Below are 26,505 nucleotides of genomic sequence, written 5' to 3' on the forward strand. Positions count from 1 at the left end.
ACTGCGATTAGGTTCTAATGTTCCGGATTTGAGTGTTGGTACTGTGTGTGCCGGATCGACGCGACCTCAGGCAGGCGAGTTCGATACCGGAGTCGATGCGTCCGTTGCGGTGGCTGCGTCGATGTCGTCGGCCAGATATTCGATGTGGTAGGAGAACGCCACTGCCGGAAACAACAGGGCGAACCCGATCGTCAACAGTGCCGTCACCGCAAAGACAACGGCAGTGACGATCGCGAGCGACAGCGCAGCCGTCGGATGGGTGGCCGTCCAGACGTACGCCTGCTTGAGTGCAGGACTGGGGGATGCACCGTTCGCCATCGCAACGGACGTCGGGATCAGGGCGATGACGAGGTAGCCCGCGACATAGAGGCCGATGACGGCGACGATCGGTTCGAATCCCGCGAGCGTCGCCCCCCCGCGAAGGGAGAGCCCTGCAGGGGCAGCGAACACTACCGGCAGGAAGCTAAGCAGTGCCGCGTGGACGCCGTTCGTCCGAAGTATGCGGACGACATAGCCACGGTCGAGTCGACCAGTGTCACGAAGCGACTGGATGGCGGCGTACGCACCGAGCGTCGCCGGGCCGATCGTGACTAGCGGAAGTGAGGCGACGAACCACGCGATACTCACCGCGACGAGAGTCACGCTGTGTCGGTAAACGAACCGCAGGGTTCGCTTGTGTGTGGGTCCAGCGTCGGTGTCTCCCCCAGAGTCGTGGCCCGACATTATCCTGTCGTCCCCTGCATCTGAACCGCGTTCACGAGTTGTTCTTGCAGGATGAGGAACACGATGAACAGCGGTGCGGCCGCGATGAGCGTCCCGGCCATCTCGGCACCAGGCTGGAATACCTGGGTTGGTTGCATCGTCACGATACCGACCGGCAGCGTGAACGACGTCGACCCCTGGAGCACGATCAGTGGCCAGAGGAACTGATTCCAGGTGTAGACGAAGGTGTAGAGTGACAGCGCGGCAATCGCCGGCTTCATTAGTGGTAGCACGATTCGCAGGTAGATCTGGAATGTGCTAAAGCCGTCGAGTTTCGCCGCCTCGATTACTGAATCGGGGAGATCCTTGAAGAACTGCGTGAACAGGAACACCCCGATCGGAATCGCGCTGAACGGGAGGATCACCGCGAGCGGGCTGTTGATCAGCCCGAACTCGGAGATGATGGTGTACAGCGGCACCATGTTCGCGTAGATCGGTACCATGAAACTCGCGATGATGATCGTAAAGACGATGCGCTTGCCCGGCCAGTCGAGTTTGGTGAGCGAGAATGCGATCATCGAGTCGAGGACGACGACGAGGACCGTCGTCGTCGCGGCGATGACGAGCGTGTTGAGGAACCACTGCACGATCGGTGTCCCATCCAGGACAACCTGGTACCACTCGAAGGATATCTCGGGTGGGATCCAGTACGGCTGTTTGGAGAACGCGAACTGTTCGGTTTTCAACGATGTCGACAGCATATACAGGTACGGAACGATGAACAGGAACGCCGCTCCGTACAGTGTCACGTACAGGCCAACTGTCTTCAAGCGTGGGAGATGCAGTCTTGTTTCAGCACTCATTGGTCGCTTCCTCCGATGAACTTGTAATTGATTAGCGATACGCTCACGAGCACTGCGAACAGGAAGTAGCCGATCGCAGCCGCGTAGCCGAACTCCTGTTGGCGGAAGGCGACCCGGAACAGATACATCACGAGCGTCTGTGTCGAGTCGCCCGGCCCGCCGTTAGTCATGATGTACACCTGTCCGAACACCTGAAACGAGGCGATGAGCTGGACGGTGGTCACGAACATGATCGCCGACCGCATCTGCGGGAGCGTGATGTCCTTGAACGCACGCCACGTACTCGCACCGTCGATTCGTGCGGCCTCGTACAGTCGCTCGGGGACGCCCTGTCTGGCGGCCAGGAGGATCACGAAGTTGAACCCGACGGTCCACCAGATCGTGGCCAACGCCACCGCTGGCATGGCGAACGTGAAGCTGTTCAGCCAGGCCGGCGGGTTGCTCATGAAGAACTCCAGGTAATAGTTGAACGGCCCGTATTCGGGGGCATACAGCTCGGCCCACATGAGTGACACGACCGAGACGGTCAGCACGTACGGGCTGAAAAACACCGTCCGGAGGAAGCGCTTGCCTCTGATGTTTTGGTTGACTCCGAGTGCGAGCGCGAGGCCGAGACCAACCAGCGTTGGCACCGTCAACAGGACGAAGAACACGGTTGCTCGGACAGCCTTCCAGAACGTCGGGTCCTGGACCATCCGGACATAGTTCTCGACGAGGATGAACTCCGACTGCGAGGGGTTGAATGCGTTCCAGTCGAAGAGGCTCATGTAGAACCCCTTCAACAGCGGGTACAGCAGGAACACGGCAAAGACCAGCAGGTACGGAATGGCGAATAGCACGCCGTCCCGTGTCTCCGAATCGACGGCGTCGACTCCGGGGAGTCGGCTCAGGACTGATCCTGTATCTTTGATTGCCATTAGATACTCCTTTTGGTGGTCATCCCTGCAAGTTGTTCGTGACGTCGGTGGCAGCCTGTTTGATTCCCTCCTCGGGGTCGAGTTGCCCCGAGTAGATCTGTGCGATCGCCTGGTTCACCGGACGCTTGTAGTTCTCGTTGTTCTCGGTGCTCGGCATGTACGAGAGTTCGCCGTTCTGTGCCATCTCCGAGAACGTCGAGAGCGTCTTCTCCCAGACGGTCGCACTCCGGAGTTCGCTCGAATCGAGAACGTCCTGGGCGGCGGGCAGATGACCGGCATCGGTTCCCCACAACAGGCTGTTCTGTGTGAGCCATTCGGCGGCTTCAGCCGCTGCCTCTTGTTTCTGACCAGTGTTCGGGACGCCGAGCGTGTGGCTGTTGGCCCACGTCTGCGGTTCCGATTGGCCGGGGGCGACGAATGGCTTCGTCATACCCCAGTCGTAGTCCTGCTGCTGGAGTACGCCGAAGTACCACGTTCCATTGATCGTCATGGCAAGATCACCCGAGCGGAATGCTTTCGTCCCGCGGTCGGCGGTCGCGTCGACCTCGTCCCAGTCCCACTCGTTGGCGATGTCGTGGTAGAACTCGGCGAGAGCGACGCCATCCGCGCCGCCGAAGGCAGCCTCCGTGTTGTCTGCGGTGAGGAACTTGCCACCGCGACCGTGCTGCCACGCGATGAACTGCCGGACGAAAAACCGGAGATACGGATCGGGATTGAACGCCTGTTTGTCGGTTTCGGCGGTGATCGTGTCGGCGGCCGTTTTCAGCTCCTCGAAGGTCGTCGGTGGACTCTCGGGATCAAGTCCTGCCTCTTTGAAGATATCCTTGTTATAGTACAGCCCGTTAGGGTGTGTGTCCAGCGGGAGCGCGAGTCGGTTACCGTCGAATTCAGTTTCCTGCCAGATGGAGTCGACGTACGCGTCGGCGGTTCCATCGCTGAGCAGTCCACCAAGCGGTTGGAGCGCGTCGCTAAATCGCTGAATCTCGGTTGTGTGAAACACGGCAAGATCGGGCGCGTTGCTCCCGGTCATCGACGTGAACAGTTTGTCGTAGTACTCGTCGAACGGCTGTCGCTGCCGCTCAATCTGGATACTGTCGTGTTCCTCGTTGAACTGGGTGACGAGCGCTTTCATCGCCTCACCATCCCCGCCAGCGAACGGGGTCCAGAACGTGACTGTCCCGTCGGAGCTACCGCCACCGCTACCGGTACAGCCTGCAAGGCCGGCGATACCAGCCGCACCTGCTACCTTCATAAACTGGCGTCTACTTGACAGAGTTGCTGCTTGCCACTTGCTAGACATCACCGAGACCAGTGAGTAGCATACACTTAAACTTAATTGTTTTTGTTTTTCTTCCGCTGGCAAAAAGTATCACTACCACGTATCACCGGCGAGAGACGTGATAAGCGGTAGTATTCGAGTTGTGATGAGTCTGTAGAACGCCACGGTTGAGTGGGGCGAGACTATCACGATAGATGGGAAGGTATAAATACGACATAGTGAGACATTGTCATAGCCGCACATGAGTAGAGTACGCTTCAGCGACGTTGAGAAAATGTACGGAACCATCCGTGCCGTCGAAAAAATAGATTTAGAGATAGAGGACGGTGAGTTCGTCTCCCTGCTCGGGCCGTCGGGATCCGGCAAGTCGACCGTGCTCAGGATGATCGCCGGCCTCGAAGACATTACCAGTGGTGAAATTAGCATCGGTGACCGAGTCATCAACGACATTCACCCACGCAACCGTGGTATCGCCATGGTGTTTCAGAACTACGCGCTCTATCCGCACATGACGGTTCGGGATAATCTCTCCTACGGACTCAAGTTGACCTCGGACCTGTCGAATAGTACTATCGCCGAGCGGGTCGAAACCGCAGCTGAAATGTTGGGTATCGAGGACCATTTGGACAAGAAGCCGTCCGGTCTCTCCGGCGGGCAACAGCAACGCGTCGCCACGGGTCGTGCTATCGTCCGGGAGCCCGAGGTGTTCCTGATGGACGAGCCGCTATCGAACCTCGACGCGAAGCTGAAGATGCACATGCGGACCGAACTCCAGCGGATTCACGACGAACTCGGGACGACAACCGTCTACGTGACCCACGATCAGGAGGAGGCGATGACGATGTCCGACCGGATCGTCATCCTCGCCGAGGGCGTCCTTCAGCAGGTTGGGACGCCCGACGAGATATACAATCGTCCCGCCAACCTGTTCGTCGCGGACTTCATCGGGAGTCCGGCGATGAACCTCTTCGATGTCCGTCTCGATGGGGCATCGCTCGCGGGCGAGGGCTTCGAGTACAAGCTCTCGAATGGGACCGTCGAGACCGTCCGGGACTCGACGACGACCTCAGATCTGAAACTCGGCGTGCGGCCAGAGGACCTCAGCATCCTGGAGTCGCCGACCGAACAAACCATCCAAGCGACGGTCGACGTCGTCGAGCCGGTCGGCAGTGACAACTACATCTATGCGCAACTCGCCGGACAGGAGTTGACGATCCGCGTCCCGGCCGATGTAAAGCCCGGGGTCGGTGACACGGTCTCCGTCCAGTTCGACGAGGACGACATCCACCTGTTCGATACGGAAACGGAACGGAACGTGTTCGCACAGCCGGAACGTACGACGACCCAGACAGCCGAATCAGCCTTGTAGTTCTCGCCAGCCTCGTTATTCGACGTAGATCGAGTTCAGTTCGATGACGTTCGCCGCACCCTTGACCAGTTCCGGGATTTGCCTCTCGAGTCGGTCGCCCTGCATCCGGCTCTTTGGCGCTGCGATGCTAACTGCTCCGTGTAGCGGGCCACTCTCGCAGGAAACCGATGCTGCGACACACCGCAGCCCTGGTTTCGCTTCCTCCATATCCAGTGCGTATCCCCGTTCTCTGATGTCCCCGAGCGAGTCGAACAGCGCCTCACGGTCGGTGATCGTGTGCTCAGTAAACGAAGCAAGTCCGTGCCGGTCGACGATTCGCCGGACGCGTTCGTCGGATAGTTCGGCGAGGATCGCCTTTCCGAGGCCACTGATATGCATCGGTTCACGGAGTCCGATCTCGTGTGTCGTCTGAATCGCATCCTCCCCGTGTGCCTTGTAAAGCAGGACGTTCTGTCCATGCTCGATCACACTGAACAAGGCGAGTTCCCCGCTTTCGGCCGCAAGCTTGTCGACCTCCTCGGCGACGATGTCGAAGATTCCGGTGTTGTACTTGACACGCTCACCGATATCGAGATACTTGAGTCCGTTTCGATACGTGCCGTCTTGCTCAACGACGTACGCTAACTCTTCGAGTCGATCGAGGTATGCGGTCACCGCGGACACGGATCGATCTGTCGATGCAGCGACTTCTTCGGGAGTCGCGCTATCCATCTCGTTTAGGGTCTCGATTATCTCGAAGACAGGGCCGACGCCACGGACGTTCTGTGTCGTTGGTCTGTAGGTTCCGTCGACGTTCGTCACCCGATCAGCCTCGACCAACGTAGCCAGATGTCGATGAACGGCGCTTTTCGAAGTGCCGAGGGCGTCTGCGAGTTCCGTGACACCACTTTGCCCGTGGGTTTCGAGATACGCTAGAATCTCGAAAGCGGTCTCGACAGCTTGTACGGTTCGAGGCGCCTTCCCAGCCCTCTCGTCTGAAGACATACGTATACGTTACAATCGTTGATGATATACTTTTCCCATAGGAGAACAGCATGCCAGTTTGTCCCCCCATGCAGAACGATGAGAGTCTGTGTTCCGCTATATAGGCCACTATTCCAGTATGTTCTCCAGGGTTTCCAATAGCGAGTGCACTATTTTTACATCGCGCGGAGCGCTACCGATGGAGCAGGCGATTGAAACCGGCTACCGGATAGCTGACTCGAAGTCGTCGAGGACTCGGAGGGCGTCAGCGATTCGCTCCGCCGAGATGTCGGTCGGCTCATTCGCCATCGGTCCCGCAGAGTCAGCAGCGACGCGTCCGACTTCTAGCAGTTCTTCGCTAGAGGGATCGCTCACGCCGAGATCGGCAAGCCCGGTCGGTAGTCCGACCGACGTGGCAAAAGTCACGACATCGTCGATAGTCCTGTCGGTCGCTCCTTCGAGGACCAATTGTGCCAGCAATCCGACCGTTACCTTCTCGCCGTGTGTCGCTGAACTAGCACCAGGGAGGGTTGTCAGGCCATCGTGAACCGCGTGTGCTGCTGCCAATCCGCCGTTCTCGAAGCCGAGTCCGCTCAGTAGGATGATAGCTTCCGTGACGGCTTCGACGCTTTCGGTCACCGATCCCGATTCAACCCCCCGAACCGCCCCCGTGGCGTGCTCGCGGAGCAGTCGATAACACGTTCGCGCGAGCGCACGACCCGTGTAGGTCGGGCGATCGTCGAACACCGTCGTCCCGCCGCTTTCCCACGTCGTCTTCGCCTCGTACCACGTCGCCAACGCGTCCCCGATCCCAGAGAGGAACCAGTGGGTCGGTGCTTCCGCGATGACGGCCGTATCGACCAACACGAACTCCGGATGACGGCAGTGCGTTTCGGCATCGGCGAACGCCCCATCCTCTCCATAAACGATCGAGATGCTGCTGGTTGGTGAATCGTTCGACGCGATCGTCGGTACCGTGCCGACCGGTACGTCGAGTCGAGCAGCGACCGATTTTGCCGTGTCGAGGGATTTACCGCCGCCGATGCCGACGACAACGTCCGCGCCGGATCGCGCCGTAGCGGCGGTTAACCGGTCTATCTCGTCGGCGCTGCACTCACCCCCGAACCTCCCACGCTCGAACGTTCCAGCAGTGGCGTCGAAGCTCTTTTCGACCGTCTCTGACGTCAGTTCCCAGACCGTGTCGTCGGCAACCATGAACGCTGAGGTCCCATGTTGCACTGCCTGATCGCCAAGTTGGGCCAACACGCCCGCTGACTGGGTGTACCGACCAGGCGCGGCGAATGTCCGTTTCATACCGGTGAGTCTCAGTGTCATCCTCTTCAATGTATGGTATCAATTCGATCCTGAAGCGTCGACCGAGCCGACAGTCGCGCTACCGACTACGAGATCCGATTGAACCCTGTGCCCGGAACACCGCAATTTTTCGAATTTCGAGAACGTCTATCACATGATAGGATGGCGACGGCGGTTGGGACACCACTAGTACCGTCCCAGGTTGGGACACCACTAGTACCGTCTCAGAATGTGGATCTGTGAGCAGTCTACCGCCGAGAGCACAAAGTTTAGGAAAGCAGACTTAGATATACTAAGAGTGATGCCATCAGAGCACTGTTGTAAAGTCGACCGCGTTCGTGCTGCCCACGGTATTTCACCACCGAGCCGTATGGATGGGGATCTTGACTCATATCTCGTCGCCAGATGGATTGGCGAAGGCGAGACCGAACCGGCCGGCGTTCGCACGCTTTCGGAGTGGTTCAACAAGCAGGTCCTCAAGAAGATCTATCGTGACCACGGGCGCTCCGATTCGAGTATTCGTCTCAATTCGGATTACGAAGCGCTGCAGGGCGATGACATCCCGGAGCACGAACGAGCGGAACTCGTCTCGGAACTGGCCGACGATGGCATCGATAGTGAGGTCACGACGAAGCAGTTTATCGGCAAAAGTACACTGTCACGCCATCTAAAAGGGTGTCTCGACGCGACGAAGGAAACACCCGAAGCGGAGACTGAATGGGAGATCGACCGGGTCCGCGTCACGACCAACACGTACCGATCCCATCTGGAATCGGCACTGCAGTCACTCGGAAACAAAGATCAGATTAGTGGTGTCGACGAGGCAGAGTTGCAGATCCAGGCCTACCTCTCCTGTCCGGAGTGCCCGGCTCGTGTCACCGTTGAACGGGCGTACGAGCGTGGGTATGTCTGTGCCGACCATCGTGACGACTCGGCATGATCGGGACGAATCCCAGCTAGGCGACCAATTTAAGTCATCACTCTCCAGTACTGATGTATATGTGGAAACTCGACATTACAAATATTTCCGGGATCCGCGACGGCGAACCGACCGTCAAGCCCGGAATCAACGCTGTCCAGGCGAGTAATTGGCAGGGCAAAACGTCGCTGGTAACCGCAATCAGAACAGTACTCGGTGGGTCAGTCACGTCGACAACGCTCACTGACGGTGCGGACGCCGGTCGCGTTCGGCTGCAGACACCCGATTCAGACCAGGTGTACGAGCGCCGTCTCCAGCGGACCGACAGGACCGTTACCGCGGATGGACAGCCGTATCTCACTGACGAACAACATCAGGCCGCTGCCGAATTGTTTGCCTTTCTGGACGAGCGTAACCGGATTCGAACCGCTGTTCGCGAGGGCGAAGATCTGACACCGCATCTCATCGAACCCTTGGAACGAGAGGACATCGAGGGGCAGATCAGGCGTCTCAAATCCGAACGAGAATCAGTCGACTCAGAACTCGAACGGGCTCGACAGGCAGCCGAGAAACTGCCGGCGAAAACAGAAGCGATCAGTCGGCTGGAAACCGAGCTTGCGGAGTTGGAGGCAGAACTCGACGAACTGGAAGGGGATACCACGGATAGTGGTGAGCAGACAGAGTTGCGCGAGGAACTCACACAGGCCCGACGCGAGCGGGAACGGGTCAGCCAGCGGATCAACCGACTCGAAGGAAAAATCGAGTCGTTGGAATCACAGATCGAGGACAAAGAGAGCGTCCTAGAAGACCTGACGGTATCTGTTGCACCCGGCCTATCCGGGAAGCTAGAACAAAAGCAGACCGCACTCCGAGAACTCGATCAGGAGATCGAAACGCTAGAGGCACTGTACAACGCCACGAAACAAGTACTTGATAAGGGACTTCTTGACGTCGTCGCGGATGTGGACCGTCGGATCGACAGTGATCATTTGACCTGCTGGGTCTGTGGCAGCGACTCCACACGCGACGACATCGAACGACAGATGGACGGGCTGAGTGATGGAATCTCCGACCGTCGGGAGCAGCACTCAGAGCTTCAATCGACGGTGTCCGATCTCCAGGACAAACAGCGCGAAACCGAGCAAAAGCGTCGGCGGAAACGATCGCTCGAAGATGGATTGGATGCGCTCCAGACGAATCTGGTCGACTCTCGAGAGGAGTTAACGCACGCGAAAAAGGAACTGGCGGCGCACGACGAACGTATCGACACACTGGAAAGCCGCGTGCAGGAAACCGGCGACCGACGGAAGTCACTCGACCAAGAGATCGCACGGACGGAGACGAAACTAGAGCGGCATCGTACAGAACAGACACAACTGGAATCCCAGGCACAACAGCGTGAGCAACTCCAGGAGAGACTTAGTTCTCTTTCCGAGAAAATAGACGACCTGCGATCGCGCCGTGACCGAGTGATCAGGACGGCACGTACAGCGTTCGATGAGGCGCTCGAAGACGTCGTCGCCAAGTTCAATCCAAGCTTCGAGCATGCGCGTCTGAAAAATCACGTCGACCCCGACTCGGGAGGGACTCAACGACTAGAACTGATCATTGTTCGAGACGGCCGCGAGATTTCTGTCGATGCACTCTCGGAAGGTGAGGTGGAGTTGATTGGACTCATCGCGACACTTGCCGGCCACGAAGCGTTCGACGTCGCTGATCAGGTTCCGTGTATCCTCCTCGACGATCTCGGCGGACTGGCCAGCGAACACGTTCACACCCTCGTCACCTATCTCGAAGCCCGAACGGACTACCTCGTCACGACTGCCTACCCCGAGGCTGGCGAGTTCGATGGACACGTGCTCTCGCCGGACGACTGGGACGTCGTTTCGGATCACGTCGACCAGCCTGCGTAACTGCGAGGAGTCCTCGATACGCAAGAATTTGTGTTGACGCTCGGTGGTCCCGTCGACGACAGCGGGGGTTTCAATATTATACTCAAGATCTAGCCGACGTTTTCAGCGTCTGACACCCTCGGTCGACGGCTTCAGCGACTTCGCTGAGGTCCCTGCGGACGTTGACAACACGAGAGGTGAGCGGACCACAACCGACTCAATTGGTGGCCAGTTGCGGTCCTGTTCTCGATGCGAGAACGCATTCGAGAGTGGCCGAGCCTATCGGATAAAAGACCATCCGTGCGGGTGTTACTCTCACGTTCGGTCAGACCGTGCGGTGAAAACCGGGTTTTGTATCCCCAATACGGGTGCTGTCCGCTGGAAACGAGAGGCAAACCGACAGTCTGGTAGTCCGTGTGACAACCCGTCAATGAAGCCTGTTCACGACACGAGAACAGCGACAGTAAGCGGAGGTCCACCTCAGTAGATGTCGCGGCGCTGGTGACGGGAATTGTTCAGACAAGAAGGTTCAAGCAGTATGCATAGCTCTGTAGCCAGGTTTCAGCAGTTGCTGGATCGACCGTTCTGAAACAGTTTCCAAGCGAGAAGGTTCGTCGTATTGCTACTTGAAAGACACGTTTGACTGCGTTCCGATTTCCGTGGAGTTCATATCGAAATCGGAGCCCGTGGTGGTGGAGTGCGGCGTGTAACCACGGTGTAGAATCGACGAGAAATACGACGTCTCCGACGCCGTGTTTCTCGGAGAGTCCGGAATGGAAGATCGACGTAACAGCGGTATTTTGTGTTTGAAACAGCCGTGCGTGCAGAAATTCGTTAGTTTCAGGATCGACTGAAGCATACAGCCAGTAGCGATGACCGGCGAGTTACAGCCCACAGGCGGTAACTATACTTTTTGCACCTAATTGTGGACGGTGGATCGAGCCCGTTCAAGACGAATATATAGATTATAGATATAATAGCGGAAATGATGTGTCATACAGTTGGAATTGGATACTGAGGCGCATTAGCTCGCGCGGTGTCCCTTCTGGAAGGTCTCTTTGTCGGCCGGCATCTGGATCTTCGTCGTGGATTTGACCACGATAGCTTTGAGGTTCCTGTTGCCCATCACGCAGCCAGTTCCGCCGCGGCCCGAGGCGCAGTCGTCCTCGTTTACATGGAGTGCAGGAGAAAGCCCGCGACTGTAGTCGTGTGGAGGACGTCAAGTCCCGGTGAAACCCGTCGTCAAGCAGACTCAGCATGATCAGCCGCGGTCCTCGCGTCCTCGATCGAAACGTCGTCTCGGAGAAGAGCTTCGACGAAGAATTCTCCGGCTTTGAACGAGGAGCGGACCATCGGTCCCGACACCGAGTAGAGGAAGTTGAGCTCCTCTTCGGCGGCCTGTTTCCATACGTCGAATTTATCTGGGTGGACGTATTCGGATACTTCGAGATGGCGGGTGGACGGTTGGAGATATTGACCGAACGTGACGATGTCGACGTCGACGGCTCGAAGGTCGCTGAGCGTCTGATAGATCTCGTGATCGTACTCGCCAACGCCAAGCATGAGTGACGTTTTCGTGTATATATCCGACTCAGAGCTCACCTGGCGTAATACCGATAATGACTGTTCGTACGATGCCCGGCGATCGCGGACGGGCCACTGGAGCCGCTCGACTGTTTCGACGTTGTGGGCGATAACGTCGGGCTCAGCGTCGATGATCTTGCGAACGAGGTCAGGTACCCCCTGGAAATCCGGAATGAGGACTTCGATGAGGATATTGGAATCGCGCCGTCGTATCGCACGAATCGTGCGTGCAAAGTGGCTCGCGCCTTGATCTGGGAGGTCGTCACGATCGACACTCGTCAGAACGACGTAGTCGAGCCCGATTTCTGTGACGGCGTCAGCGACGTTCTCTGGCTCGTTCGGATCTAGGGCGTCCATCCCACCGGTTTTGACGTTGCAGAAGTTACAGCCCCGGGAGCAACGGTCACCCATCAGCATGAAGGTCGCGGTACCAGGACCATCGCGACCGCTCCAGCAATCGCCCAGATTGGGACAGTTCGCTTCTTCACAGACCGTGTGGAGATCGTGTTCGCGGAGTGTGGACTTGATGTCGGTGAAGCGTTCACCAGCCGGCGGTCGCATCTTTAACCAGGCTGGCTTCCGAGAACGGCTCATACGTAACTGGCTAGAAGAGGAAGGTAAAAAAGATATGCACGGTCACCAGAGAACCGTGATCACGAACACTTTCGGTAAGAGTCGTCGCCTACACTGTTTCGAGTGCAGCGGGATCCGACGAGAGATGTGCCAGCAGGAATACTGCCGTGATTCATCGGTTGAGCGTATGGATGGCTTCACCGCGAGCGTTCGCAACCGCCTCCATAACGGCCTCGTTGAGTGTCGGATGCGTGTGAACCGTCGTGGCGACATCTGCGAGAGTGGCTTCCATTTCGATAGCCAGCGCAAGCTCAGCGATGAGCTCCGAGGCGTCGGGACAGACCATCTGTGCACCGAGGATGGTCTCTGAGTTCCCGTTCGCGACGATTCGCACGAATCCATCGGTCTCGCCGAGCGTGAGCGCACGTCCCGATGCCCGCATGGGCATGCGCCCAACGACGGGTTCGTGGCCTGCTTCTTCCGCTTCGGCTTCGGTCATCCCGACCGTACAGATTTCGGGATCAGTGAACACCGCAGCTGGGATTGCCTGGGTGGTGAGCGTCGCAGGTTCGCCGGCGATAACGTCCGCTGCGACTTCGCCCTCTTTACTCGCTTTGTGCGCGAGCAACGGTTCGCCAGCAACGTCACCGACCGCGAACACGTGCTCGACGGCCGTCCGTGCCTGGTCGTCAGTTGGGATGAATCCCCAGTCGTCAGTTTCGATCCCTGCTGCCGGCAGGTTGAGCGTCTCGGTAACGGGTTTTCGGCCGACGGCGACGACGACGCGATTAGCGGAATACTCAGAACGGTCGCCGTCTTCGGTTTCGGTTAACAGCCGGACGCCGTGGTTCGTCGATTCCCAGCTGTCGGCACCTTCGCCAAAGCGGAACGTTATGCCGAGGTCCTCGGCACGCTGTCTCACAACGCGGGAGATATCACGCTCGTACCCCGGCAAGACCTGGTCGAGCATCTCGACGACCGTTACGTCGACACCCAGTTTGGCGAACACTGTCGAGAGTTCCATTCCAATGTACCCTGCTCCGATAACGAGCAACTGGTCGGGGAGTGGCTCGAGTTCGAGCGCGTGTGTCGAAGAGAGGACGTGGTCGCCATCGAACACAAACCCGGGGAGTTCTACCGGGCGTGAGCCGGTGGCGATGATAGCGTGAGCGAAAGAAATTGAGCCCTGCTCGGTTCCATTCCGTGTGACTCGCACCGTCTGTTCGCTCGTGAACTCCGCGGTGCCGTCGACCACCGTCACGCCGTTCCCCTTGCAAAGTTTCTCGACGCCGCCAGTGAGTTGCGTTACAACATCGTCTTTCCAACCCATCATCGTCGAAAAGTCCACATCAATTTCAGCCCGGATGCCCATGTACTCGGTGTGTCTGGCTTCGTGTGCGACGTCAGTTGCTGTGATAAGCGCTTTTGAGGGAATGCAGCCGACGTTGAGACACGTCCCACCGTATGCATCTTTTTCCACAAGCGTCACATCGAGATCAGACTGGGCTGCTCGAATCGCAGCTACATATCCGCCAGGGCCAGCACCGATAACTAATACATCTGTCTCTGTTGGGGGAGATTTTGCGGCCATCTTCTAGAGCCATCACACGAGTACGTAAAAAGTGTGACCCTTTTTCGGGGATATCACTATCCCCTACCGCGTAGTGAAGGGTACAATTATACCGTTCTAGACTAATGGAGTAACTGAAGCAATGTCATCGACGCTCAATTCCCAGGTCGAAGGGTATCTCCATGGCCTCTCAGAGCAGGGATTACCGCCACTGTACCGGCTGTCCCTGCAGGAAGCCCGTGAAACATACCGTGAACTCAGCGTGCCTGACGAGCCACCGAATACGGTCGCCTCTGTGACGGAGCGTACCGTGCCGGGACCAGCGAAAGACATCCTGGTTCGAATTTACACGCCGAATGAGAATGGCCCGCTACCGCCACTCGTGTTCTTCCACGGTGGTGGATGGATGCTCGGAGATCTGGATACGCACGACGCACTGTGCCGGGCACTCGCGAACGCGACCGAATGCGTCGTGATCTCCGTCGACTACCGACTTGCACCCGAACACCGGTTCCCGGCCGGACTCGAGGACTGTTACGCTGTGACCCAGTGGGTCGCGAACAACGCTGAGTCGGTCGGTGCGAAACCCGGGACGTTGGCCATCGCCGGGGACAGCGCCGGCGGGGCCCTCACAGTCGGCGTCGGACTGCTCGCGCGTGGTCGGGATGGCCCAGAGATCGACTATCAAGTGCTCGCCTATCCAGCCACGGACTACTCGTTCAACACGGACTCGTACGAGGAGAACGCACAGGGGTATTTCCTCACGCGAAAGGACATGGAACGATTCTGGAACGGGTACCTCCGGAGTGAACTGGACGGCCAGCATCCCTACGCATCGCCCCTTCGCACCCAGAACCTCGAGGGACTTCCGCCGTCGTTCGTCCTCACATGTGGATTCGACCCGCTTCGCGACGACGGCAGCAAATTCGCTGATCGACTGTCCGAAGCCGGCGTCCCGACCCAGCACGTGCAGTACGACGACATGATTCACGGATTCCTGACGATGCTCGACGATCCAGAGCTAGATCGTGCACACGAAGCAATCGAGGAGATCGGTGACGCTGTCCGAAGTGTTCTCGAGTAATCTAGTTTGGTCGCGCAGTGAGAGCAGTCCAGAGCAGTTGTATTGACGGTTCGATTAGGTATCGTCGAGGCGAATCGACCGGTTACAGCTTTGCCACATGGTATCGACTGCCCCTTGTTCCTTCCGAGAGACAGGGTCGGTCTCTCCCAGTTCGTCACTTTCGAAGGCGTTCAGGACCGCGACGTCGATCTAATTGCAGTGCTCTGTAGGATCGCTAGACAGCACCGCTGTGAGGAAATTATATCTTCGTTGATAAATACTGCAACCGGCGAGTCAGGTGCGGGCGAAATCAGTGACGCGGCGCGTTCCGCGTTACCGCCGGTAAGACGCACAGGTTCGTCCGTCGTCGATCCTTCAGCACGTGGCGCTCGTGCATCGAGAACGCCCTGTCAGTTCTCGTCCGAGAGTTCCGTAAACCGTTCCAGATGGCGACCGAGGATCCGATCGTCGTGTTCGAACTCGGGGCCAAAGTCGAAGAGAACAACGCCCTCTGTACCGTTCGATTCAACCCAGGCATCGAGCGCCCTGGCCGTAAGTCGCGTCTCGCCTACATTGGACGGCCCGGTGATAACCGTCGATCCCGAGCGGGGAAAGGGGAGATCAGTGGCAGTCACTTCCCACCCCTTCTCCGTCCGAAGGCAAGAATCAATCCGATGCTCGCGAGCGCGAACACGGTGGCGAAGCCGACGACAAAGACGGTAACTGGGTCTGACAGGCCTCCAGCAGCCTGTTCGCGGACGAACGAGCCGGCTAGAACTGACGCAATTACGAGAACGACGAGCCCACCGAGGTTGGCTAAGAGGGAATTTGTCTCGGGAACGACGTCGGGATCGTTCAACAAGAGGAGAACTAGCAGTAGTGCAAAGGGCGTCCCGACGAGACCGAAGGCAAGGACGAGCACGAGCAACGGGAAGAATGCACCCCCGACGAAGACGCCACCAGCGCTAAGGAGAGACACGGCCACGAGAAGTCCCCGGTACCTGTTGTCTGAAATGTCAGTGTCCCAGCCGAGTTTATCGGCAACGAGGTACGGCGGGACGATTGTGTTGCCACCGAGCGTCGACACTGCTGCGCCCCACAGTCCGAGCAGGAACAGCCACTTCGCGTTCGCGCCGGCGAGTGGGCCGAGCGTCTGTGCGGCCTGGATCGCCGTCAACGTCGCCGCCTCTACTGCCGGTGTGTGAAGCACTGAAGCGGTGACGAGGAAGATGGCGAGACTATAGACGCCGAAGGCGACGAGCATCGACGCGCCGATGTCGAACGTAGCAAGCGCGTAATTTCTCGAAGTCCACTCCCGGGCGCGCATCGTGTATGACTGCATCGTGATGAGGGTGATGTGTACCGCTCCACCGAGGATACCGGCGGCGACTAAAGCTCCGTTGAGCCCTCCTGGTACTGTCGGAACGAGGCCCGTTGCTGCCGCCCTAGCGTCGATCGGAACGAGGAAGAGGGACACGACGAACGCGACCACCACGACTGAGACGAGCCCTTTCGCGAGTAGTTCCAGAAACCTGTAGCCCCGACCGGCTAACCCCACTGCGAGGGTGACTGCCCAGACGAGGCCCCAGATCCGTGCATCGATGCCGGTTACCGTCGCGGAGATGTCTGCAACCGTCTTCATGATGATTAGCTGTGCCAGTCCAGACGCGAGTACGGCATCGATGACGAGAAGTGTTGCCCACGTTTCCCCGAGCGTAGATTCGACGACTGATACGATACCAGACTCGGTGAACAAGCCCAGTCGCATCGCCAAGTACTGGGTCAGTCCACCGAGAACTGCAGAGAGAACGACGACCCAGAGCATATCGTATCCGAACGTCGCGCCTGCAGTGATGAGGCTGGCCATCGTCGCTGGCCCCGCTGCTATCGCACCGGCAACCCACGACGGGCCCATCTCACGCAGGTATTCTCCGACGTTTCTAAAATCGACCGTCCATATACTGAAACGTGTTTCACCGCTCATGTGATGCTGGTTCTCAATAATCACCTAAATATTTTTTTGAGTGGTATCACTGAGTGGTTCAACCAGCGATTTTGACCATCTATAGGTTTCCTACGAGAACACTGATGGACTCCGACTTCCGCGCGGAGTACTGTTTTTGTCACCCAAGAACTAGAAAACAGTGACACTCAAGAGATACGCTTTTGTGGACTGCCATACATGGAGGTGATATAATGGCAAGCATTATCAAAATGCCCAAGCTGGGGCTCGAAATGGAACAGGGGACCGTTCTGGAGTGGCTATTCGAGCCGGGCGACGAGGTGTCGGAAGGCGACAAGATGACAGAGGTCGAGTCCGAGAAGAGTATCGGTGAAGTCGAAGCACGCGAAGACGGGATTCTTCGTCGCATTTACGTCAAGGTGGGCGAGGCTGTCCCACCCGGCAAACCGATCGGTATCCTCGCAGAAGCCGACGCCGATATTTCCGACCTCGAGGCCGAGGTCGAAGCCGAACTCGAGGGAGAGGCCGAGGAAGACACCGCAGCGTCCGAGGAATCGGGTTCGGATGCCGACGCTAGACTCGACGACGACCAGGCAGTTGCTGCAGCAGCGTCACCCAACGGAGGAACCATCGAGGTGAAAGCGTCTCCGCGAGCACAGAAACAAGCAGAGGAAATCGGTGTCGACCTCACAACCGTCGATGGAACTGGACCGATGGGATCGATCACGGCCGACGACGTCGAAGCAGCTGCCGACGATTCCGGAGGCAGCGCGGAATCAGTCAAAGCCTCCCCGAAGGCAAAAAAGCGAGCAGAAGAGCTCGACGTCGACCTCACAACCGTCGATGGCACCGGGCCGATGGATTCGATCACGGCCGAGGACGTCGAGACAGCGGCCGAAGCCCCATCAGCAAGTGAAGCGGCGGGAATCGGACAGGCCGGTTCGCTCCGGTTCCAGCATGCTGCAGCCATTGCTGACCCAACCGCAGGGGCAGCCTTGCTCGACACGACCGAAGCGGTCCGATCGGCGTTCGAAGAGCGTGTCACAATCACTGACGTGCTGCTCGTCGTTGCGTCGGCAGCCCTCGAAGATCGGCCACTCGTGAACGGAACCTACACTGAATCGACCCATCAGCTCCAGGAGAGTCAGGATATCGCACTCGTGACCGAGTTTGCCGACGACCTGAGCACGGCCGTCATTCCGAACGTCGACGACAAGTCACTGACTGAAATCGTAGCGGCACGCGAAGCACACGCCGATGATAGCGACGAACAACCCTCCTTCACCCTCGCAAACACGACCGACACCGAGTCCGAGGGCCTCCTCGTCAATCAACCCGGTGTCGCGGCGCTTGCAGTCGATCCGTCCGGCCAGCGAGCAGTGCCGACCGACGACGGCGTCGATTTGCAGCCGCTCGTCACTGCGAGCCTGACCTACGACACGCACGCGATCGATGGGACCGAGGCCGAAGCGTTCTTGGATCAGTTCTTCGAGCGAGCCGAACAGGCATCGGAACTGATTCTTGGCTCGTACCGCGGCAAGGAGTAAGCGACCGGGTCTGTTTTCTGCGTCGATTGGCAATTCGATTCTCCCTGCGGTTTCTGTGGCCAAACACAAGTGACCGACAGATGAAACAACTGCAGGAAGACGGCGATGGAACTGCGGACGACAATGGACCGTCTTGCGCTGAAAAAACGAACGCTGACGTTAGCTATCTCCGGGCAGCACCTTGTCGCTGATGAGGCCACCTGTCTCCGAGGCTGCCTGAAGCGCGGTAGCAACCTCGACGAGGCGCGGCCCGTTCGCAGTGGGGGTCATCGTGACGGTCGCGTCGGTGAGTTCGATCTCACGCTCTCCGTCAGCACCGATGACACCGTCCTGGATCTCGAAGATTGCCGGTTCATCCCAGTCGAGCGTCTCGTAGGACTCGAGTCCGACTGTCGTCGTCATCCCTGGGGCGAGGACTGCACGGACAGACCGGGGTGTTTCGTCAGGATCACCGAGGCGGAGTGCGACACCACCAGGTTCGTCGGGGGCAAGTGGGTTCACACATCCCGCGACACTGGTGAGGCCAATCGCTGCGGGGTGCGCCCGCGTGACGACACCACCGAGTAGTTCCGTCGGGTCAACGATTGCCCGTGTTCCGACAAAGGGCCGATCAGTGATCCCGATAGTCGCCAGCCCCGAGAAGTGCTTCTCCCCGCTCACGTCGTCAGCGTGGACCTCAATTTTTCCGTGACAAGTGGTCGCCGTATCTGCGTCGACCATGCCAGTCGCGATCACAGCAGCGGCCGCGCCAGCGACAGTTCCATCGACAGGTGTCGGCACGACGTTGTTCGTCCCTGTCGAAACGGACACGAGTGGGACGTCGCCGAGTTCGAGCGCAGTGTCACGGCTCGTCCCGTCACCGCCGAGGACGACAACGGCATCAGCTGTCTCGCGGAAGTGCGCTGCCGCACGCCGGGTGTCAGCCGCCGACTCCTGGATGAACATCTCGACCTCCGAGATGTCCAGTCCGTTGGGTGCTTCGTCAATCGCGTGTGCGGCGATGCCAGTCTTGTCCGGCATGATCTCGACGCTGACCGTCTGGTCGACGAGGGTGAGTCCGTCTAGGACGCACACGGTCGTGCTGCGCTTCGCGTAGTTATCGACGACACTCGCACCGCCGGTGAGACGGCGAATATCACGTCCAGCCGACGGATTGACGATAAGTCCAACGTGGGACACGAGTGGTTAGAGGATCCTCTCGATAGCGTTCTGGACGTCCTCGCCTTCGGGCAGGACTTCGTGTTCCAGCTGTGGGCTGAACGGCATGTGCGTGTCAGGCGTCCCGACACGCTGGATGGGGGCATCGAGGCTGAAGAACGCCTCTTCCTGTACCCGAGAGACGATCTCAGCGTGGGTACCGTACGAAAGCGGACTCTCGTCTGCGACGACCATTCGTCCGGTCTTCCGAACACTCTCGACGATAGTTTCGGTGTCGAGCGGATACAGCGAGCGTGGGTCGATGACCTCGACGCTCACGTCACCGGCCAGGTTTTCTGCCACGTCGATCGACTCGCCGACGAGGCGCTGAGTCGCGACGACGGTGACGTCCTCGCCTTCGCGTTCGACTGCGGCCTCGCCAAGCGGGATAACGTAGTCCTCGTCAGTCGGGACCTCACCCTGCTGCTCGTAGATCATCTTGTTCTCGAAGACGAACACGGGGTCGTCCGAACGGATGGCGGCTTTCGTCAGGCCCTTCGCAGATGCGGCAGTACCCGGTGCGACAGCCAGCAGACCAGGGAAATGCGAAATCCAGGTGTGGACCGTCCCGGAGTGCTGACTGGCAGCACCCATCCCGCCACCTTCGGTTGCGCGAATGGTGACCGGCATCTCGGTTTTCCCACCGAACATGTACCGCATTTTCGCCATCTGGTTCATGATTTGTTCCATCGAGACGCCCATGAAATCGGAGAACATGAGTTCTGCGACAGGTCGGGTGCCGGTTGCAGCTGCTCCGACTGCCGCTCCGACGTACCCTGCCTCGGCGATGGGTGTGTCCTTGACCTGTGTGTCACCGAACTGTTCGTAGAGGTCGCCAGTTACTTCGAGAACCCCACCAAACGCCCCGACGTCTTCGCCCATGATGTAGACATCGTCGTCGCGGGCCATCTCCTCGCGCAGCGCTTCTCGGATCGCCTCTCTCAGCGTCAATGTCTCCGTTTCTTGTCCCTCGATTTCTGCCTGTGCGGTCATCGGGAATCGCCTCCGTTGGAACCGCCGTCAGTGAGTGGACGGTTTGCGAACTTTTCAATTTCTGGTACTGATGCATTGAACATGTCGTCGTATGCTTCTTCGGGGGCTGGAAGGTCTGCGTCTTGTGCGAACTCGATAGCGTCGGCGATGTCCGCTTCGACCTCGGCCTGCATCACCTCGAACTCCTCTTCGGTGAGTTCGTCACGGTCGATGAGTCGCTGTTTGAACGCGTCGATCGGGTCGCGGTCCTTCCACTTCTGGAGTTCTTCGTCGGTCCGGTAGTTCTGCTCGTCACCTTCGTAGTGGCCGCGGTACCGGTAAGTCTCGGCTTCGATCAGCGTCGGGCCATCACCGTCTCGTGTCCGCTTGCGAGCCTCTTTGACGGCCTCATAGACGGCGATGATGTCCATCCCGTTAACGGTGATTCCAGGGATATCGTACGCCTGCGCAGTGTCACTGAGGTGATCGATGTTATGTTGATTTTCGACGGGCGTCGCCTCCCCATACTGGTTGTTCTCGATGAGGAAGATGGCTGGGAGGTCCCACGTCGACGCCATATTTATGGCTTCGTGGACCTGGCCCTGAGCGGTTGCGCCGTCGCCAAGGAATGCCAGAGCGACCTGATCGCGACCCTGATGATCGATAGAGAGAGCAGCACCAGCTGCCAGCGGCGGGCCCGCACCGACGATCCCGTTCGCACCGAGCATGCCGGAGTCGACGTCAGCGATGTGCATCGAACCGCCTTTGCCGTTGCAGTAGCCGTTTGCTTTACCGAACAGTTCGGCCATCATCAGGTCTGGGTCCAATCCCTTCGCGATGCAGTGGCCGTGCCCTCTGTGTGTACTGGTGATGTAATCGTCCGGTTCGAGCGCAGCGCACGTCCCAACACCGACTGCCTCCTCCCCGATGTACAGGTGGACGAATCCAGGGATCTCACCATCAGCGAAGTAGTGCCCGGCCTTCGTGTCGAACTCACGAATTGTTAGCATGCGACGTAGGGCATCGAGTCTCCCGTCTTCGGAGTCTAGTGTGTAATCTGCCATACTTCGTCAATGACTAACATGGGTCCCAATATAATATTACCGATTTTTCAGGCAGTACCACACGATGGTGTCATATATCCATTATAGATCATGGTAATCATACGGCGATATGCGAGCAGCAACGTACCACGACCGGAAAGATATCCGTGTCGAAGACGTCGAACCGAAGAGCGTGAGCGGGGGACAGGTCTGTATTGACATCGATTCGTGCGGGATCTGTGGTTCAGATTTCCACGAGTACACCGCGGGACCGATTTTCGTTCCCGGCGAGGAGCCACATACGGTGTCTCAGGAGACGGCGCCGATCAGAATGGGCCGCGAGTTCAGCGGCACCATCTCCGAAGTCGACGAGTCAGTGACAGGGCTGGAACGGAGTGACGCTGTCGCGATTAACCCGATTCTCTATTGCGGCGAGTGTCGCCAGTGCCAGGAGGGGGACTATCATATCTGTGACTCGGTCGAATTCCTCGAGCTTTCAGGCGGCGGTGGCAGATTCGCCGAGAGCGTCGTCTTAGATGCGGAACACGCTGTAACACTCGGCGACGACGTCCCGTTCGAATACGGGGCGCTGGTCGAATCACTGAGCGTCGCGTTGCACGCCGTACGACGCTCCGGACTGTGTGCCGGTGATGCGGTCGCAGTCTTCGGGGCTGGCCCGGTCGAGTTAGCCGTGATCCAGTGTGCCCGAGCGGCCGACGCTGGAACGATATTCGTCTCTGAACCACGGGACGCCAGGCGCGAACGCGCGCCAGACTGCGGCGCTGACAACCTCGCCGATCCCGAAAGCGACCACATCAAGATCCTCGTCAAACCGAGCGAGTAGCCGGACAGACCGACCGCCCTCGACAATAAAGAACCAAACTGGTGAGAGCCGGTTCACTCTCTGTACACTATCTTGTAACCCGGTGTGGTTCGCTAAAATAAAAATCGAGGTCGAACTCGTTTACGCGAGTGTGGCAGTGAGGTCGATGTCGGGACCACTCAGTGCCTTCGAGACTGGGCAGTTCTGCTTCGCATTCTCGGCGACAGCGACGAACTCTTCCTCAGTGGCATCTGGCACATCTCCCTCCGCGGTTAGTTCGATCTGCGTGATCGTGAAGTCACCGTCTACTTCTTCGATGTGAACGTCAGCGGTAGCGTGGACGCGCTGGGGTTCGAACCCTTCCTCTTCGAGATCGAGCGCAGTCGCCATGGCGAAACAGCCTGCCTCTCCGGCACCGATCAACTCCTCGGAGTTCGTCCCGGTCGCGTCCTCGAAACGCGATCCGAACGAATAGCTGCCCTCGAATGCACCACTTCCCAGTGCGACTGTTCCCGCTCCCTCTGTGAGTGTTCCTTCCCAGGTTGCTTCAGCAGTTCTTACAGGCATACGTATCAGCCACTCTCTGATTCTCTGGGTATCCTCAAAAGTCCTTCCCTGGCCTGAAAGTTGGGTTATCTGTCCTGTTGAATAGTTTTTCTACAACTCGTCAAAGAGGGAAAGCTGTAGCGTGGGCCAGTTCGTTTAGGAGCCGTAAATCGCGTACTTATCTGGCTTGGAGGTGCGAAGGAAGATTGATTTCTGAGATGTAGTCCTTCGGCCTCACGTTCGTGGCTATCGCACACCTACCCTGACGCCGTATTTCAATTCAGCAGAGTAGATAGATATGGATTCTGGGACTCAGACTCGGTCCAGGTAGTAATCGCGCGCGAGCACTGACACCTCGTAGAGAAAGACCAGGAAGACACCGACGAGACTGCCCCAGAGAACGCCCGAAAAGACCGGCAGACCAATCACGGCCATTACTCGGTCACCTCCGTGTCTGCCTCCATCTGTGTACCGCCGTCGGTCGCGGGTTCGTCGAGTCGCCGGATCTTATGAGAAAGGCGGTCCAGATCGAATTGGTCGTTCGAGATCCGTGCAGTGACCAGTGTCGTTCCAGTCGAAGCAAGGAATGCACCAGCGAAGGGGAGCAGGTACGTTGGATCAGGTGCAGGGAGGGAACCGCCAAGCAGTGAATCAAGCGTCCTATGCAGACCGAACGGGAACGGGAAGAACGCGCTCCCGACGGCGAGGCCGACGAGGCTACTTGCGAGAGCACTCCGACCCGATAGACGGCCGGTGAACAGGCCGTAGACGAGTGGGAACCCGACGGCGGTCCCGAGCAGGTCAGCGACGAAGAAGAGGCGAAGGACGCTCCGAGCACGGAGACTGATCGCAATCGCAGCGACAGCGACGATGACTGTCAGCGCACGTGCACCGATCCGCAGTGTCCGGTCGTCGGGATCCACGAGAAGGCGTGGGAGGTCAGCTGTCACCAGACTCGACAGTGCGTTGAACAGGGTGTCGGTCGTGCTCATCACCAGCACGAGTGCGAGCAGGAGGACACCGAGAACGATCCATTCCGCGACGGCGCCTTCGAGAAGGAGGAAGAAGGCGGTCCCAGCGTTGTAGTTCTCGCTGCTAAACTGGGTGACGACGTCGGCGTTGCCTACGGAAATGATGCCGAGAAGCGTGGCCAAGACGAGAATTAGTCCGTTCGCGACGGTTGCAATACGGAAGCTGCGTTCGACTGTGTCAGCCCCGTCAGCCGCGTAGATCCGTTGCCACCACGTCTGGTTGAGAAGTTCCGCACCGAGGATGGCGAAAATCAGCGCAACGCCGAACCGAATCCCCGGGACGAATCCAGGATCGAGGAGCGTGGGGTCCGTCGTCACGATTCCCTCGTACACGCCGCTGGCACCGCCGAGTGCGAAAATCACCAGCGCGACACTCGCGATGAGCAACGGGAGGATGAGCAACATCTGTATCGTGTCGGTGACGATGCTCGCTCGGAGCCCACCGTACCCAGTGTACACCAGGACGAACCCGCCGACGAGAATCGCCGTCTTCCACTGGGGCACTCCCGCCACGTACTGGAAGGCCAGCGAGATGCCGGTCAACTCCGCAGCGAGGAAGACAAACATGTAGAGAACGCTCACAGTGAGGACGAATGCATACATCGCGCCCCCGTATCGTGCGTAGGCGTATTCTGTAAGCGAATGGCCATCCGGGATGATCTCGCGGATCCGCGGACCGAGTTTCGAGTACGCAAACATTGGGATCGCTTCGCCAATCCCGTAGCCGATGACGGCTGCGATTCCGTATAGGGCACCTGCTTCAGGTGCCGACAGGAGAATCCAGACGCCCATCACCGACGCGATGAGGGTCGCCGTCGTTCGTCCGCCAGTGGCCGAATTACGAGCGGTGATGAGATCCTCGACGGAGTCGACTCGCCCTCGTGAGAACCCGATCCCAATCACGGTAAAGACGGTGAGCGTCGCGATCGCCAGCCCAAGTGCGACGGTCGAAGTCACCATCATCAGTCACCCCCCGTCACTCTGCTCGCATTGTCGGGGTCGTACGCCACCTCGAAGAACGCGACTTCCAGGGACACGGTGCGTCGAAAGAGTCGCTCGATTTGCTGTTGTTGACGGGGCGAAGCAGCCGCTCCCTCCCGATTGAGTTCGTCACGGAGCCACGTCACGAAGGCCTCGAACTGCTCGTTGGAGTGGAGGTCGATCCACTCCCGGAGATAGAACTGCGACGGTGGTTCGCCCGCGACGGCGGTCGCCCACTCCAGGTAAATCCACTCGGCAGGGGTGAGAACCGCGAGCGTCTCGGCGTAGCCGCCCTCCCGGGCTGCACGTTCCAGTAGATCCTCGAAAGCCAGCGTCGTGGCCGTCCGCTCGGGAGCACTGTACACAGCTTTCGGGACGTTCAGTGCCTCGAACGACCGTTCGAAGAAGTCGTTCTCGTCGGCAGTGAGCGTCCCGAGGAACTCGACGAGCCGTGCCTTCGCTTCCATCGTCGGCGCGTCCCCGACTGCACGGCCAAAGACGCCAACGAGCGTTCTGACAAAGGCGTAATCCTGTCGTAGATACCGCTCAAAGACCGCGTCGTCGAGTTCGCCGGTGCCGAGTTCGCGTGTGAAGCGGTGGCCCGTCGCGTTCGACCAGTCGGGTTCCGCGCGCTCGCGGAGCCAGTCGGTGAAGCGGGCGCGGTCGCGAGTCTCGGCGTACGCTTCGAAGGTGTCGGGACTGTTCGCAGTCTGGGTCTCGCGGCGAGTCATATCGACCACTCCTCCTGTCGCCAGGCTGCGTCCCAGAAGCGGTACTCGTACCGGGCGGACGTCCGAAACAAGGAGCGAAAGGTCTCGCGCTGGCGTTCACTTTTGTCTGCTGCGACATCGTCCAGCAGGTCTTTGCACCACGAGGTGAGTTCAGTGAATTCCTCGCCGGCGTACATCTCGACCCACGCTGCATACCGCTCGTCGTCGGGCAACCCCTGCGCCGCGAGCTGCGTCCCCGTCTCATTGAACCCCCACATACAGGGGAGGAGTGCAGCCACGAGATCGCCGAACGTTCCAGTTGCCGCAACGCGGACGAGAAAGTCGGTGTACGCTCTCGTCGTGGGCGACGGTTCAGTCGCCTCCAGTTCCGACTCCGAGATTCTAAACTCCGACGCGTACTCACGGTGGAGATCCATCTCGGTGTTGATGGTCGAATCGAGCAACTCCGCAAACGTCCCCATCTGTTCGAGCGTCGGAGCCTTCGTCGCACCGTGGGCAAACACTCGAGCGTAATCGATCAAGTAGACGTAGTCTTGCTTGACCCAGTAGCGAAACGGTTCCTCGTCGAGGGAGCCTGCCCCGAGTTCTTCGACCATGGGATGGGCCACAATGGCATCCCACATCGGTTCGGCAAGCGGTTCCAGCGTATCAGTGAAACTCATG

General features: G+C 58.7%; 24 protein-coding genes and 1 pseudogene. 6 read left to right on the forward strand and 19 right to left on the reverse strand.

What is annotated here, in order from left to right; translation table 11 throughout:
- Nucleotides 1–66: 66 nt before the first annotated feature.
- The 4 genes from NJU76_RS20055 to NJU76_RS20070 are packed head-to-tail and all read right to left on the reverse strand — an operon-like array spanning nt 67 to nt 3,734.
- The gene (locus NJU76_RS20055; protein WP_254533561.1) at nt 67–723 is read right to left on the reverse strand and encodes a hypothetical protein; all 657 of its coding nucleotides are present in this window, start codon (nt 721–723) and stop codon (nt 67–69) included.
- Nucleotides 723–1,565, reverse strand: coding sequence for a carbohydrate ABC transporter permease (locus tag NJU76_RS20060; protein WP_254533562.1), 843 nt, complete (start codon nt 1,563–1,565; stop codon nt 723–725). The genes NJU76_RS20055 and NJU76_RS20060 overlap by 1 nt, the downstream gene beginning before the upstream one ends.
- Entirely contained in the window at nt 1,562–2,482 is a 921-nt protein-coding gene (locus NJU76_RS20065; RefSeq protein WP_254533563.1) for a carbohydrate ABC transporter permease, read from the reverse strand. The genes NJU76_RS20060 and NJU76_RS20065 overlap by 4 nt, the downstream gene beginning before the upstream one ends.
- 19 nt (nt 2,483–2,501) lie before the next feature.
- Nucleotides 2,502–3,734 (reverse strand): ABC transporter substrate-binding protein, encoded by a 1,233-nt coding sequence (locus NJU76_RS20070; protein ID WP_254533564.1) that lies wholly within the window; start codon nt 3,732–3,734, stop codon nt 2,502–2,504.
- Between the two features lie 268 nt (nt 3,735–4,002).
- Here NJU76_RS20070 and NJU76_RS20075 point away from each other — a divergent pair, with 268 nt between their 5' ends.
- Nucleotides 4,003–5,130: an ABC transporter ATP-binding protein gene (locus tag NJU76_RS20075; protein WP_254533565.1), complete on the forward strand. Its 1,128-nt coding sequence runs from the start codon at nt 4,003–4,005 to the stop codon at nt 5,128–5,130.
- Nucleotides 5,131–5,145: 15 nt separating this feature from the next.
- Here the strand turns inward: NJU76_RS20075 and NJU76_RS20080 are convergent, their stop codons facing one another.
- Nucleotides 5,146–6,114, reverse strand: a complete 969-nt coding sequence (locus NJU76_RS20080) for an IclR family transcriptional regulator (RefSeq protein ID WP_254533566.1) — start codon at nt 6,112–6,114, stop codon at nt 5,146–5,148.
- Nucleotides 6,115–6,315: 201 nt separating this feature from the next.
- Complete coding sequence (locus NJU76_RS20085; RefSeq protein WP_254533567.1) at nt 6,316–7,407, reverse strand: glycerol dehydrogenase; 1,092 nt, start codon at nt 7,405–7,407, stop codon at nt 6,316–6,318.
- A gap of 301 nt (nt 7,408–7,708) precedes the next feature.
- On the opposite strand from NJU76_RS20085, the gene rdfA reads away from it, so the two are divergent.
- Entirely contained in the window at nt 7,709–8,347 is a 639-nt protein-coding gene (rdfA, locus tag NJU76_RS20090) for a rod-determining factor RdfA (RefSeq protein WP_340681259.1), read from the forward strand.
- Nucleotides 8,348–8,406: 59 nt separating this feature from the next.
- Nucleotides 8,407–10,239: an archaea-specific SMC-related protein gene (locus NJU76_RS20095; protein ID WP_254533569.1), complete on the forward strand. Its 1,833-nt coding sequence runs from the start codon at nt 8,407–8,409 to the stop codon at nt 10,237–10,239.
- Nucleotides 10,240–11,251: 1,012 nt separating this feature from the next.
- Here the strand turns inward: NJU76_RS20095 and NJU76_RS20100 are convergent.
- The 3 genes and pseudogenes from NJU76_RS20100 to lpdA form a co-directional block, all read right to left on the reverse strand.
- Nucleotides 11,252–11,392: pseudogene (locus tag NJU76_RS20100) on the reverse strand (aldehyde ferredoxin oxidoreductase N-terminal domain-containing protein); the annotation flags it as partial.
- A gap of 68 nt (nt 11,393–11,460) precedes the next feature.
- Nucleotides 11,461–12,432 carry a lipoyl synthase gene (gene lipA / locus NJU76_RS20105; protein ID WP_256567113.1) on the reverse strand — a complete coding sequence of 324 codons (972 nt, stop codon included), beginning with the start codon at nt 12,430–12,432 and terminating at the stop codon, nt 11,461–11,463.
- 115 nt (nt 12,433–12,547) lie between these two features.
- A complete protein-coding gene (gene lpdA, locus NJU76_RS20110; RefSeq protein WP_254533570.1) occupies nt 12,548–13,966 on the reverse strand; it encodes a dihydrolipoyl dehydrogenase in 1,419 nt (472 codons plus the stop codon).
- A gap of 121 nt (nt 13,967–14,087) precedes the next feature.
- Between lpdA and NJU76_RS20115 the strand changes: the two genes are divergently transcribed.
- A complete protein-coding gene (locus NJU76_RS20115) occupies nt 14,088–15,029 on the forward strand; it encodes an alpha/beta hydrolase (protein WP_254533571.1) in 942 nt (313 codons plus the stop codon).
- 389 nt (nt 15,030–15,418) lie between these two features.
- On the opposite strand, the gene NJU76_RS20120 is transcribed toward NJU76_RS20115, so the two are convergent.
- Nucleotides 15,419–15,643: a hypothetical protein gene (locus NJU76_RS20120; RefSeq protein ID WP_254533572.1), complete on the reverse strand. Its 225-nt coding sequence runs from the start codon at nt 15,641–15,643 to the stop codon at nt 15,419–15,421.
- On the reverse strand, nt 15,640–16,992 hold the full coding sequence (locus NJU76_RS20125) for an NRAMP family divalent metal transporter (protein WP_254533573.1): 1,353 nt from the start codon (nt 16,990–16,992) through the stop codon (nt 15,640–15,642). The genes NJU76_RS20120 and NJU76_RS20125 overlap by 4 nt, the downstream gene beginning before the upstream one ends.
- A 212-nt stretch (nt 16,993–17,204) precedes the next feature.
- On the opposite strand from NJU76_RS20125, the gene NJU76_RS20130 reads away from it, so the two are divergent.
- A complete protein-coding gene (locus NJU76_RS20130) occupies nt 17,205–18,518 on the forward strand; it encodes an E3 binding domain-containing protein (protein ID WP_254533575.1) in 1,314 nt (437 codons plus the stop codon).
- A 159-nt stretch (nt 18,519–18,677) separates the two neighbouring features.
- On the opposite strand, the gene NJU76_RS20135 is transcribed toward NJU76_RS20130, so the two are convergent.
- From NJU76_RS20135 to NJU76_RS20145, 3 genes are read right to left on the reverse strand one after another with little or no spacing between them, the layout of a single operon-like run.
- Complete coding sequence (locus NJU76_RS20135) at nt 18,678–19,697, reverse strand: NAD(+)/NADH kinase (protein WP_254533577.1); 1,020 nt, start codon at nt 19,695–19,697, stop codon at nt 18,678–18,680.
- A gap of 6 nt (nt 19,698–19,703) precedes the next feature.
- Nucleotides 19,704–20,708 carry an alpha-ketoacid dehydrogenase subunit beta gene (locus tag NJU76_RS20140; protein ID WP_254533579.1) on the reverse strand — a complete coding sequence of 335 codons (1,005 nt, stop codon included), beginning with the start codon at nt 20,706–20,708 and terminating at the stop codon, nt 19,704–19,706.
- On the reverse strand, nt 20,705–21,751 hold the full coding sequence (locus NJU76_RS20145) for a thiamine pyrophosphate-dependent dehydrogenase E1 component subunit alpha (protein ID WP_254533580.1): 1,047 nt from the start codon (nt 21,749–21,751) through the stop codon (nt 20,705–20,707). Before NJU76_RS20145 ends, NJU76_RS20140 begins: the two co-directional genes overlap by 4 nt.
- Before the next feature lie 109 nt (nt 21,752–21,860).
- Between NJU76_RS20145 and NJU76_RS20150 the strand changes: the two genes are divergently transcribed.
- Entirely contained in the window at nt 21,861–22,574 is a 714-nt protein-coding gene (locus NJU76_RS20150) for an alcohol dehydrogenase catalytic domain-containing protein (RefSeq protein ID WP_254533581.1), read from the forward strand.
- A gap of 120 nt (nt 22,575–22,694) precedes the next feature.
- Here NJU76_RS20150 and NJU76_RS20155 read toward each other — a convergent pair whose 3' ends face one another.
- The 5 genes from NJU76_RS20155 to tenA all read right to left on the reverse strand — a co-directional run bounded on the left by NJU76_RS20155 (nt 22,695) and on the right by tenA (nt 26,504).
- A complete protein-coding gene (locus tag NJU76_RS20155; RefSeq protein WP_254533582.1) occupies nt 22,695–23,120 on the reverse strand; it encodes an OsmC family peroxiredoxin in 426 nt (141 codons plus the stop codon).
- 291 nt (nt 23,121–23,411) lie between these two features.
- The gene (locus NJU76_RS26615) at nt 23,412–23,534 is read right to left on the reverse strand and encodes a hypothetical protein (protein ID WP_256566983.1); all 123 of its coding nucleotides are present in this window, start codon (nt 23,532–23,534) and stop codon (nt 23,412–23,414) included.
- Complete coding sequence (locus NJU76_RS20160; RefSeq protein WP_254533911.1) at nt 23,534–25,090, reverse strand: sodium:solute symporter family transporter; 1,557 nt, start codon at nt 25,088–25,090, stop codon at nt 23,534–23,536. The genes NJU76_RS26615 and NJU76_RS20160 overlap by 1 nt, the downstream gene beginning before the upstream one ends.
- A gap of 2 nt (nt 25,091–25,092) precedes the next feature.
- Nucleotides 25,093–25,842, reverse strand: a complete 750-nt coding sequence (locus NJU76_RS20165) for a TenA family protein (protein ID WP_254533583.1) — start codon at nt 25,840–25,842, stop codon at nt 25,093–25,095.
- Entirely contained in the window at nt 25,839–26,504 is a 666-nt protein-coding gene (gene tenA / locus NJU76_RS20170) for a thiaminase II (RefSeq protein ID WP_254533584.1), read from the reverse strand. Before tenA ends, NJU76_RS20165 begins: the two co-directional genes overlap by 4 nt.
- Nucleotide 26,505: the final 1 nt, after the last annotated feature.

Origin of the sequence: Natrinema gelatinilyticum, assembly GCF_024266705.1 — an archaeon.
Lineage (GTDB): Archaea > Halobacteriota > Halobacteria > Halobacteriales > Natrialbaceae > Natrinema > Natrinema gelatinilyticum.

Coding starts and splice junctions, on each gene's coding strand:
- NJU76_RS26615 (WP_256566983.1), bottom strand. CDS start 23,534: ATGGCCGTGATTGGTCTGCCGGTCTTTTCGGGCGTTCTCTGGGGCAGT.
- lpdA (WP_254533570.1), bottom strand. CDS start 13,966: ATGGCCGCAAAATCTCCCCCAACAGAGACAGATGTATTAGTTATCGGT.
- NJU76_RS20095 (WP_254533569.1), top strand. CDS start 8,407: ATGTGGAAACTCGACATTACAAATATTTCCGGGATCCGCGACGGCGAA.
- NJU76_RS20085 (WP_254533567.1), bottom strand. CDS start 7,407: ATGAAACGGACATTCGCCGCGCCTGGTCGGTACACCCAGTCAGCGGGC.
- NJU76_RS20130 (WP_254533575.1), top strand. CDS start 17,205: ATGGCAAGCATTATCAAAATGCCCAAGCTGGGGCTCGAAATGGAACAG.
- NJU76_RS20125 (WP_254533573.1), bottom strand. CDS start 16,992: ATGAGCGGTGAAACACGTTTCAGTATATGGACGGTCGATTTTAGAAAC.
- NJU76_RS20065 (WP_254533563.1), bottom strand. CDS start 2,482: ATGGCAATCAAAGATACAGGATCAGTCCTGAGCCGACTCCCCGGAGTC.
- NJU76_RS20060 (WP_254533562.1), bottom strand. CDS start 1,565: ATGAGTGCTGAAACAAGACTGCATCTCCCACGCTTGAAGACAGTTGGC.
- NJU76_RS20165 (WP_254533583.1), bottom strand. CDS start 25,842: ATGACTCGCCGCGAGACCCAGACTGCGAACAGTCCCGACACCTTCGAA.
- rdfA (WP_340681259.1), top strand. CDS start 7,709: ATGCCATCAGAGCACTGTTGTAAAGTCGACCGCGTTCGTGCTGCCCAC.
- NJU76_RS20140 (WP_254533579.1), bottom strand. CDS start 20,708: ATGACCGCACAGGCAGAAATCGAGGGACAAGAAACGGAGACATTGACG.
- NJU76_RS20145 (WP_254533580.1), bottom strand. CDS start 21,751: ATGGCAGATTACACACTAGACTCCGAAGACGGGAGACTCGATGCCCTA.
- NJU76_RS20115 (WP_254533571.1), top strand. CDS start 14,088: ATGTCATCGACGCTCAATTCCCAGGTCGAAGGGTATCTCCATGGCCTC.
- NJU76_RS20075 (WP_254533565.1), top strand. CDS start 4,003: ATGAGTAGAGTACGCTTCAGCGACGTTGAGAAAATGTACGGAACCATC.
- NJU76_RS20160 (WP_254533911.1), bottom strand. CDS start 25,090: ATGGTGACTTCGACCGTCGCACTTGGGCTGGCGATCGCGACGCTCACC.
- NJU76_RS20150 (WP_254533581.1), top strand. CDS start 21,861: ATGCGAGCAGCAACGTACCACGACCGGAAAGATATCCGTGTCGAAGAC.
- NJU76_RS20155 (WP_254533582.1), bottom strand. CDS start 23,120: ATGCCTGTAAGAACTGCTGAAGCAACCTGGGAAGGAACACTCACAGAG.
- tenA (WP_254533584.1), bottom strand. CDS start 26,504: ATGAGTTTCACTGATACGCTGGAACCGCTTGCCGAACCGATGTGGGAT.
- NJU76_RS20070 (WP_254533564.1), bottom strand. CDS start 3,734: ATGAAGGTAGCAGGTGCGGCTGGTATCGCCGGCCTTGCAGGCTGTACC.
- NJU76_RS20080 (WP_254533566.1), bottom strand. CDS start 6,114: ATGTCTTCAGACGAGAGGGCTGGGAAGGCGCCTCGAACCGTACAAGCT.
- NJU76_RS20055 (WP_254533561.1), bottom strand. CDS start 723: ATGTCGGGCCACGACTCTGGGGGAGACACCGACGCTGGACCCACACAC.